Origin of the sequence: Brucella tritici, assembly GCF_008932285.1 — a bacterium.
GTDB lineage: Bacteria > Pseudomonadota > Alphaproteobacteria > Rhizobiales > Rhizobiaceae > Brucella > Brucella tritici.
In genome coordinates this window covers 167,825-177,678 of sequence record NZ_WBVY01000007.1, presented here as the reverse complement: position 1 = coordinate 177,678, position 9,854 = coordinate 167,825, and the positions used below count along the sequence as shown (strand labels likewise).

The window sequence follows — 9,854 nt, the reverse complement described above, 5'->3', positions numbered from 1 at the left end:
TCCGCCGTCAAAACCTCGAATATCTGGGAATGATTCATATCGTCATTCATAGGACTCTCCGTATGATTCATACGGAAAATCGCCCATCACGCCGACTAATGATATGTGGGGTAGCCTTACCGCTTACCATATAGATTGCATTGCTCTTTTTCATGGTGGTTACCTGACAATTTGTTACCCCGTGAATGGGTATAATCATCGTTGGATCTTCGCGCGTACCCCAATTGAGGGAGGTTGCTATTCTCTGCCAACGTTAAAGTCAGCACCAGAACAGCTATCGTCTGAGCAAAACGGGGAGGAAGATATGACATCCAAAATCAGCTATTGGCTTGTGGCCACGACCATATGCGGGATAACGTCCTTTCCGATCTCAGAAGCCTTTGCGGATAAGGGAATTGAGACTTTTGGATGCCAAGGGTGCGGTCGTTCATCTGGGCAATCGAATAATAACGCAGCTGCGGCTGCGGCAATTGGTTTGGGTGTGGGGCTCTTACTTCAGGGATTGGCTAGTTCCCCCAGTTCTCCCCCACCTGTTAAAGCCCCTCCCCGCAAGAATCCTGCCTGGTTTAATGGAGGTGCAAAATACGATGCCTGGCGTAAAAAATGTTTTCGCATATATATGGATTATGGTCAGACACTTAAGCATCAATATCCGAAGTTTTCAGACTGGCATGCATATTGCCGTAATTCATATGATCCTTCCAATCTCAAAGCAGTAGAACAAGCGACGTTAAGGCTTGCAGGAGTGTCGACCGCCCAGAGTCGGCCAGGCATGAACAATTCGGCGCAGTCCAGACAATTGAGTTCTGGCTTATCGAAGGCCAAAACATCACCCGTCACTAGAAAGCGGGACGAAGCACGTAAGGGAACTGATATAGATCCTAGGACACAGGAACCTTGCGTACAGATGGCCATGATGTCTGGATATCCGAAAAAGACATTCGGTTTTGGCGGCAAGCCAATGGTTCAATACAAATACACCGTAACAAACACCTGTCCAAAGGCATATACGGCCTCTCCGTTAACCAATGCTGGTTGGGAAGGTATAGCTCCGGTAAGAGCAAATCATTCGACTACGTGGTTTTGCACAGATGGCCATCCAGCCAACAAGGACTGTCGTGGCGGCATTAAGTCCTATACGTTCAAGTAACTTTTTATCTTTTTAGTTGGTTGACAAGCACGGTAAACTTGGTTGCCTCGATATCGATGAGAAAGGCAGGATGAAGTCGTATACGGGTGTTGTTTGAATTGTCTGGGAGATCGCATTCACAAATACGGTCTCCCATCTCCTCCATACCAGACCTAGTTTATTTTGTGGTAGGAGTATACTTCAATATGTTTCTGGTAAATCCGATCAAAGTGCCAGTAAGCGCTTTTATCGTCCATAGCTTCTAAGAATTCAGATAATTTTTTGATATTATCTTTTTCTTTCCAAATAGCACCATTTTCCAATATTCCTACAATAAATAGCTTGCCGTCCTTTTCTAGGAAATCAGTCCAGTCCTTCTCAAGAATTTCTTGTGACCTTCGATAATATGAAAGCCTCAGCGCAGGGTCTATTGAATTCTCGAATTGTTTGGCATCGGAAATTAAGTACGCAAGGTTAAACCGCAGTTCGAGAAAAGAAGGCCAACTTTCGTACCAATATTCATAACTATCACCAATTGTATCTTCAGAATACCATCTGTCAATTATCCTAAGAAGCTCCGTTGGGGGAAAATCCTTAGTTGTCTCTACAAGCTTAAATAACCAATTTATGTTTTTAGCTTGCCAATCTGATGTTTTACATCTACCACTCAGCCGAACTAGAGCGTTACAGATCTCTGGATCGTAATTTTCATATATTCCTTCTTCAAACAATCTATCTTTATTATATCTATTTGTGAAAAATGCATTATCTAAGAGGCATGCAACAACGCGAGCGTGATCATCCTCATTCAAAAGGGAAAAGGCATTCTTCTGATCCAAGATCGAAATATAATACTCAGATGGTTGATATGGGTTACAGGCAGCACAGGCCAGCTCTTCGAAGAGTTCGTCAGAAGGAAGCGTATCATCACCAGGTATGAACGAAGATGCATTCCGGTTATACCGAAAAAGTACGCATCGACCCAAATGGTCCAGTCGTGATAATAGCTTACGCCCTATATGAATATCACGCGAGTATCGAGCCAGTCCCATATCAATTAGAGGTTCATTTCTACTGAACAGAGATGTCTCAAGTGTGGTTACGTCGAATTCTTTAGATTGTTTGTGGGTATCATATTGTTTATCCAACCAACTCACAACTGCATGGGCTGGAAGGTATCTCAAAGTTGCCACTGTCGTTTGTGAATTAACACGGTCTCTTGTGAGCCAGTAATCATATTCATCAAACCACTGATAATCTGACATTACACCGTTCCCCAATCTAAATCATTATTCTGGCAAGCTTGCGCTCAGAGATCGACAATCCTCGTGTCTTTCGGCACAAAATACCACCATGGCACCGACGTCTTCAAAGTTTGAAGCGCGTTTTCCAACTTCGGCTCTTCGGCTACGCCATTCGACCAGAGAATGACTTCGGTGTCCCTGTTGGCACCGTTCTCCACTCTGAATGCGCAGGAAGCCGTCTGATTTGGTGTCTCCGATTCATGTTGGGTGCTGATCCGAATCCAGTTTGTGTTTTCGATCTCAATCTTCTCCGAGGTGTTCTTTGAAAACTCGGAGTCTTCTGTTCGGAAATCGGGCGAAGTCGCCGTGTCCGGGTTTATGAAATTGTTCCCATAAACACCAAACAGGGTTTCGCATGCATGAGTAATGGCTTCAGGCGAGAGCGGTATCTTCTTTGGTTTTGTATCGATAGAAATCCCTGCATGAGCTGCATCTTCGACGGTCTGAATGGGTTTCGTTTCCTCGGAATCGAAAAGGATGTAGTCGGTTAGGAACCGTCTGGATATTTTCAGCGACTCCTGATCTTTGATAAGAGCACTTACTATTCCAAAAGCGGCACGCGTCAACGCTGACACGTAGTTCGCATCATACTTTTTGCCGGAATCCAGCTTTACATATGGCGCGTGAAATCCAACAACGGCACCGGGTTCCATTGTCCGAGACGGATGTCTGAAATCGCCCCATTGGCTACCACCGAGAAAGGCGATGGCACAAGCAGAATGGCATTCGTCACCGTTGCGGACATAGGTCGCAAAACCATCAGCCATGAATGCATCATACAACTGCTTGCCAGCCAGATAATTACCGCCAGGACTGTTCAGGCAGATGCTGTTTCCTGCATCGACGCCATCTCCATTTTTCGCGACGATGGCTTCGATCTTTTCGGCATCCCCCTTTTCGATAAGCCCGGAGAGTAAATATCTACATTTGTTTGATTCAATAGGTCGGATATCGGCGGCCGTTGCAAACGGTGCTGGCATCAGAATGATAGTCGCAGCCGTAATCGCCAGAAACTTGAAACTCGTTTTCATTGTCCGCCCCGTCTTGCTATCACCCCAGAGCAATATATGCAGCTTTGAAAGCTGAAGAAAGCGAGTTTCTTCGCGGACACTGCCCCCTTCAATGCACGTAGAAGTCACATTGGTGTGATTAAATATTTTCTGAGGTTGCAATTCAAGTTTTGCTGAAGCTAACTGTGTTGGGGCATTATGGGGCGCGAAAAATTGCAATCTTTTTTTGAAAAGCAAGTTGATTTCGAAACGCTCATGAACCATGCGTTTTTGTGCGATGACGAACTCGACAGAAGGATCGAAATCAAGCAGTTTTATAACGGAAAGCTGTCGCCTTCGTATGTAAGGCTCGATGCAGTGGGCCTTGGGGTCGCGAGCCGTATTAAATTAATTGGCCCTGTCATTGAGGCCTTTGTCCGGCCACGGTTATTGCTTGATGATGACGCCGATTTGGCTTTCTTTTTTGCCGTCGATCAGTTGCTAAAAGACAGAACTGAGCTTGAAGACTTCAGCAAGCAGTTCACCCGAGTTCCAGAGCGATCCGCTATAGTCATCGACATTGAGGGCAGGATTGCGGGAAACATGTCATATTTGCTCATGCTCTTTGATCGGGCAAGCAAGCAACTCGCGAGCGAATGGTGTACGGCTGGCTATGATCCCCGAGTACTTAATTTGCCATTGCAGACAAAACAGGCGGAAACTTCGGGCGAAGATGATGCCGACGCCGCATAGTCTCGATTGTTAGCCGAACAATATGTCGGAGCCACCAACAATGGATGGCTTCCGACTGATGTGACGTCTATCCAAGAAGATGCGTAACCGCTCGGCCGACGAACATTGCCTCCGGGGCTTCCAACTCCTTTGCAACGGTCTTCAGTAGGTCTAACCGGATGTCAGGTTTGTCACCTTTAAAGAATGCCAGTACCCATTCCCTATCGGCGTCTGACATCTTCTGTGTGAATTCGAAGATGTCGGTGCAATATCGCCTGCTGAGTTCAGAGATGACTTCGCTGAAAGTCATCGATTGATCATAAACCAGCCCTTCGACGATAGCCTTCTTTTGCCCATCAAGGGCATCGCCTCTATTTGGAATAAAGCCTCTTCGCTTTGTGAGCCATCGCAGAGCTTCAGCCGCATCCAGCTCACTACCGTCGAGCCTGAATCCTTCTTTGCTTAGGGATGCCCTCGCGACGGATTCTGTCATCCCAGCCAGAAGAGAAAGCTCTTTTATATTCAAGCCTCCTCCCTCGACGTTCATTTTGTATCGAGCGAAAAAGGTTTCCAGAACCGTGCGAAGTGGCGAGTCCAAGCTCGGCATGAGCGGGGATTCCTGATTGTGGGTGTAGACAGGAAGTCCGCCATTCAGAAGCATCTCTGCTTCATACCAGTCTTCAGGTTCTATCAATTCGTGTCCGGAGAGCTGGTATGCGTAATCGTAGCAGCGCTGCACAATCGAATAAATGCGGTGTCGTTTGATGTCGAATGTGTCTTCGTCAGCGTTCTCGTCGCCGAGCATTTCGGAATATGCTTCATTGGTAGTGAAGATGCCGATTGCTTCGATGGCAACCCAGATCGCCTTCCTGATATCGTCTTCAACTTGTTCCCAGGTATATGGCACTAGATTCTTACTCATGCGGCTTCTCCCAGATCGAGTTCAGCGATCCGTTTCTTCAATGTTGAGGCCGCTAGCAGGAGTTTGGCCGGATTCGTCTGTTTAGATGCCAGTGAAGCCGATTTCCGTCCAGTGAAAACAGCAACACGCTCGTTGTTTGCTTTCGATGGATGAGGCATGCCTCGAAGAACGTTTCTTTCGTTCAAATGACCTAATTCAATGAGGCGACTTACACCCCGGTCTGCAGTTGGACCGAGTGGTAACCAGACGGCGTTTGGTAATAGTTTGGCTTCCTCGGCCAAATGGCTGTCGATCATATTGCGCAGGATTGCCGTCTTCATCATATCTGGTTGCTTGCCAGTATAGTTTTTGCCACCAATAAAAACAGGATATCGCAGTGCGGATGTAAAATGCATATCGGTCGATTTGTCATCAAACAGCGACGCCGATGTATCGATTTGAAGAAGCTGAGCAATCCCAACGAAATCGAGCATCTCAATTAAATTCGTGCGCATGAGACCGCTAAAACTGGCCGTCATTTTTGCAACACGGAGGGCTTCTTCAAACGACCTTCCAACGAGCTTTGCGGAATGCAGGGCATTCAATGCGTTTACCGCCTGCGTCATACCAGGCGTGATGCCCACGATTACCAGACGAGCTGAACGCTCAATGTGATCGAATGGGGCATAGCAAATCTGAACATTGCCATCTCTTTCAATGGTGAGCTTGGGATCAGTCAGAATGTTGTTGGCGCTCTGGCCATTGATTGTGTCGAAATATGCGCGTGCGATTGAGAGATCCTGAGCCAAGATCGTGTTCTCCAGTTTGTATGATGATAGATGATGATTAGTGTTTTAGACGGCGTTTACGGCGTGCAACGGCAACGATTTGACCGCTATCCCCGACAATCACGTAAGCGCCACGATACCGTTCCAGTTCGATTGCGAGACGATTATCAACTTCGGCAGCCATGCGAAGCGCTCGCCTGTCCAGCATGATGCTCTCAGCACCCCGAACAATTTGGCCTGCTCCATACTGCATAATGGCTTCGACTACATGCCGTGGGAATGCCCTCTGTTGCATTCTAGCGCTTGCGTGTGCTGTCAGGTTCATGTCGCCCTCCGTTTGGTTGATTTCGGTATATAACCCTGAAACCATGATGGCAAGCGTAAAGTGCGATAGTTATATAACTTTCTATCTTTTCACAGAGGGCCAGATACTGTTTCCGTCGACAAGCCTCTGAAATCCCAATGTTTTCGGTCTTAAGCGGTCTACTCGCTCACCAGATTTGACACATGCACAAACTCCCAACAGCATAATTGGCAATTATGCTTGTTAAAGGAGTAACGTATGGCATTCAAAGAATTCGATAATCTATATATAGCTGAGAAACCTAATCTGGCTGAAGCGTTGGCAACCGCGCGGGGTAAGATGCTAGGCATCAAACCCGAGAAATCTAAAGGTCACTGGGTAATAGGCAACGATGCGATCACCTGGCTCTTCGGCCATATGTATGAATATGTGGAACCGGAGGCCTATAGCTCGGACTATGAAAAATGGAGAATGAGCGACCTCCCGATTGTGCCGGAGGATTGGAAGCGCACTGCTGAATATTCGGCCAAAAAGCTTGCTAAATATCCCGATCTCAAAAAGAGACAGGCATCTAAGCTTTCTCATCTCGCACACGTTGTGAGCCTTCTGCCGAAAGCAAAGCGGATTATCAACGCAGGCGACGCCGAGCGCGAAGGGCAGTTGCTGGTCGACGAGCTGCTAGAGGAAAATGGCGTTGACCCATTCGGAAACGACATCGGCCGCGTCTGGGTGTCCTCATTTGCCGAGAAAGACGTCATAAAAGCCATTGAGGGCATATTCCCGAACGCTGAGAAAAGAAATCTATTCAACGCCGCCGTCGCCCGTTCTAAGGCTGATTGGTTGCACGGGATGAACATGACGCGGTTCTCAACCATTGAGGGGAGAAAGTCAGGTGCTGACGGAGTCGTTAATATCGGCCGCGTGCAGACTCCAACATTGAAACTGGTTGTCGACCGTGACCGCGAGATCGCGAATTTCAAGGCTGTTGACCATTACCTGCCTCGGGCGACCTTCAAACATGCCAACGGCGACTTCTCGGCGAACTACGTCATCCCTGAAGATTTGAGCGGCCTCGATAGTGAAGGCCGTCTGGTCGATAAATCTGTAGCTGAAGCCATCACCAATAAGATTGCAGGAAAAAACGGACGTGTCATCGAATTCACGAGATCCGCCAAGTCGAAGTCCGCCCCTCTTCCATATTCGCTCTCAGCGTTGCAGTCCGAATGCTCCAGCAAGCTGGGGTTAACCGCACAGGAAACGCTCGATGTCGCTCAGTCTCTATATGAGCGCCACAAGGCTACGACATATCCACGTTCGGATAGCCGTTATCTGCCAAAGTCAATCTTAGATGGCGAGGCTCCGCAGATCATGCAGAACCTGGTTGGCATAATGGAACACAAGGAATCCGCGTCGGCTGCCAACATGTCCCTGAAGTCAAAGGCATGGGACGACAGTAAGGTGACCGACCACCACGGCATTATCCCCACAATGGAAGCCACGGCATCCGTGATTGCAAAAATGACGCCCATGGAGCGTTCGGTATTCTCCCTGATCGCAAAGGCATTCATTGCCCAGTTCCATCCTGATCACCAATGGAATGCGCTTTCCGCCACCGTCGAAGTCGAAGGCGAGAAATTCAAGGCCACGGGCAAGCAGGTTACCAATGCGGGCTGGAAAGTCGTCTACGGCGTCAATGCGGTCGACGAAGATGAAGAGGAAGGCGACAACGAAACGCAAGCGTTGCCAGCCATGTCGAAAACGGATTCCGTTTCTGTTGCAAAGTCCGATGTCACATCAAAACGGACGACACCGCCGTCAGTCTTCAATGATGGCACGCTTATTGGAGCAATGGCAGCGGTGCATAAGTTCGTCACCGATCCGTCTGTCAAAAAGATGCTGAAAGACACCTCCGGCATCGGAACGGAAGCTACGCGTGCAAACATTATTGAAGGCCTTCTGAAAAATGGTCTTCTGGTGCGCGCAGGCAAAACAAAGCTGATTTCCACCAGCAAGGGCGGCGTTCTGATCGATCAGGCATCGAAACTGAGCTCAGAAATCGTATCGCCAGGTTTGACGGCTGCTTGGGAAGAACGGCTGAAGGCGATTTCCGAAGGTAAATACGACGCCGAGAAGTTTATTGATGAACTCGTCCAGAGCTTGAAGACAATCATTGAGACGAAAAAAACGGCGGGCGGTTCGTCTTCGGGTGTCAAGATCGAACCAATTGAAGGCCATGGTGAAGCGTGCCCGAAGTGCAAAAAGGGTAAGATGATGACCCGTCAGACGAAGGCGGGCAAAGCCTTCCTGAGCTGTTCGCAATATTTTGGTAAAGACAATCCCAAGAACTGCGGTCATGCGATCTGGCCGAAAGATGAAGAGGATGTCACGGGCCTTGATTGTCCAAAATGCAAGAAAGGCAAACTGGTATACCGCAAGACCAGAGACGGCCGTGATTTCCAATCTTGCAATCAGTATTTCGGTAAAGACGATCCAAAAAATTGCGGATACGCGGTTTGGCCGAAAGCTGACATCCCTGAGCCTGAAGTCAAAGGAGGCAATAGCTCTCCAACACCAAATTGCACGAAGTGCGGCAAAGGTTTCATGGTTGAACGGACGTCGAAAACGTCGGGGAAGAAATTCCTTGCATGCAATAACTGGCGCAAGAACGATCCCCTATCTTGCGATGCCGTGCAATGGCTCAGTGAACCGTCCTATCGACCTCCTCGTCCTAAGTTTGGATGACCACATCAGGGAGCTTCGGCTCCCTTCTTTATTCATAAGCGCTTTCTCTCTTGTTGCTTGCAGTCTCCTGAATGACAATTTTGAAGTCAAACCGAAACTGACATTAAGGAGACTCCAATGGAAAAAGGCAAGTTATCGAAGATTATTAAAGACTCAACGCTAATCGTGTTAATAATAATAGCTGGTTATTACATCTCACAGAATATTAATCAGATGTTTGCTTATGAAAAGATCGCCTCGGTTACCAAGATTTCATCAAACGATCATAAGGTTTATTTTGACAGCGGCGATTTCATGCTTGATGAAGTGGGCATCCTGGAAAAAGGTGACGTATGCAGATTAACGGTTGGATATCTGCCGTTTTATCGTTCGACAATTTTATTTGCTGATTGCACTATCTTTAAGTGGTCGATCTGAGAGAGAGAAAACATGAAAATCGGCGGCGGCGGAATACCAAATCCAGAGATCCCTGAACCTGAGTTCGATGAATTCGGAGATAGGATTATTCATCCGATCATCTCACGTGAATATATAGATGAGGGTGGCAGAACTATCCAGATCGTTGATAACCTGCATGAGTATTCGAAGTATACCAAGCAGTTATCTCGGAATCGCGATGCTCGAATGCTGGAACGCGGCGAAATCGATCAGGCTGGCTTACGGAGAAAGAACGACGCCTTCCATGGCGTGGACTTCAGCAAAGTCCGGATCGTGTCCATCGGCGGGAAACCCTATGAGGACATCGATTGACGATGAAAAATACATCAGGATGACACCATTTGCTCTGAATTCCGCTCGTGTTGGTCCTTCAACCAAGAAGCACCAGCTGCTCTTGTGGGGAATCTCTTTGAAATGATCATTCCCGCATTACTGGGATGTATCGACTGAGCTATCCAACGCAGGGACGGCGGATTGCCAGCAATTTTAGCGAGATTCCCAACGAATATCTCATCGATGTAGTAATC

The 9,854-nt window shown here is 47.7% G+C and carries 10 protein-coding genes; 5 read left to right on the top strand and 5 right to left on the bottom strand.

The genetic code is table 11. The annotated features are described in order from the left end of the window. Positions 1–304 precede the first annotated feature (304 nt). Positions 305–1,150 (top strand): hypothetical protein, encoded by an 846-nt coding sequence (locus F9K94_RS21965; RefSeq protein WP_151648573.1) that lies wholly within the window; start codon positions 305–307, stop codon positions 1,148–1,150. A 152-nt stretch (positions 1,151–1,302) separates the two neighbouring features. Here F9K94_RS21965 and F9K94_RS21960 read toward each other — a convergent pair whose 3' ends face one another. Next, positions 1,303–2,394: a hypothetical protein gene (locus F9K94_RS21960; protein WP_151648571.1), complete on the bottom strand. Its 1,092-nt coding sequence runs from the start codon at positions 2,392–2,394 to the stop codon at positions 1,303–1,305. Positions 2,395–2,438: 44 nt separating this feature from the next. Continuing rightward, a complete protein-coding gene (locus F9K94_RS21955) occupies positions 2,439–3,464 on the bottom strand; it encodes a COG3904 family protein (protein WP_151648569.1) in 1,026 nt (341 codons plus the stop codon). Between the two features lie 177 nt (positions 3,465–3,641). Between F9K94_RS21955 and F9K94_RS21950 the strand changes: the two genes are divergently transcribed. Next, the gene (locus F9K94_RS21950) at positions 3,642–4,175 is read left to right on the top strand and encodes a hypothetical protein (protein ID WP_151648567.1); all 534 of its coding nucleotides are present in this window, start codon (positions 3,642–3,644) and stop codon (positions 4,173–4,175) included. Between the two features lie 67 nt (positions 4,176–4,242). Here F9K94_RS21950 and F9K94_RS21945 read toward each other — a convergent pair whose 3' ends face one another. The 3 genes from F9K94_RS21945 to F9K94_RS24615 are packed head-to-tail and all read right to left on the bottom strand — an operon-like array spanning position 4,243 to position 6,168. After that, positions 4,243–5,076, bottom strand: a complete 834-nt coding sequence (locus tag F9K94_RS21945; RefSeq protein ID WP_151648565.1) for a hypothetical protein — start codon at positions 5,074–5,076, stop codon at positions 4,243–4,245. Beyond that, entirely contained in the window at positions 5,073–5,864 is a 792-nt protein-coding gene (locus tag F9K94_RS21940; RefSeq protein WP_151648563.1) for a hypothetical protein, read from the bottom strand. The genes F9K94_RS21945 and F9K94_RS21940 overlap by 4 nt, the downstream gene beginning before the upstream one ends. A 37-nt stretch (positions 5,865–5,901) precedes the next feature. Further along, positions 5,902–6,168, bottom strand: a complete 267-nt coding sequence (locus F9K94_RS24615) for a DUF4258 domain-containing protein (protein ID WP_151648561.1) — start codon at positions 6,166–6,168, stop codon at positions 5,902–5,904. 237 nt (positions 6,169–6,405) lie between these two features. Here F9K94_RS24615 and F9K94_RS21930 point away from each other — a divergent pair, with 237 nt between their 5' ends. The 3 genes from F9K94_RS21930 to F9K94_RS21920 all read left to right on the top strand — a co-directional run bounded on the left by F9K94_RS21930 (position 6,406) and on the right by F9K94_RS21920 (position 9,639). Continuing rightward, the gene (locus F9K94_RS21930) at positions 6,406–8,889 is read left to right on the top strand and encodes a DNA topoisomerase 3 (RefSeq protein WP_151648559.1); all 2,484 of its coding nucleotides are present in this window, start codon (positions 6,406–6,408) and stop codon (positions 8,887–8,889) included. 117 nt (positions 8,890–9,006) lie between these two features. Then, a complete protein-coding gene (locus F9K94_RS21925) occupies positions 9,007–9,306 on the top strand; it encodes a hypothetical protein (RefSeq protein WP_151648557.1) in 300 nt (99 codons plus the stop codon). 12 nt (positions 9,307–9,318) lie between these two features. Continuing rightward, positions 9,319–9,639 carry a hypothetical protein gene (locus F9K94_RS21920; RefSeq protein WP_151648555.1) on the top strand — a complete coding sequence of 107 codons (321 nt, stop codon included), beginning with the start codon at positions 9,319–9,321 and terminating at the stop codon, positions 9,637–9,639. Positions 9,640–9,854 lie beyond the last annotated feature (215 nt).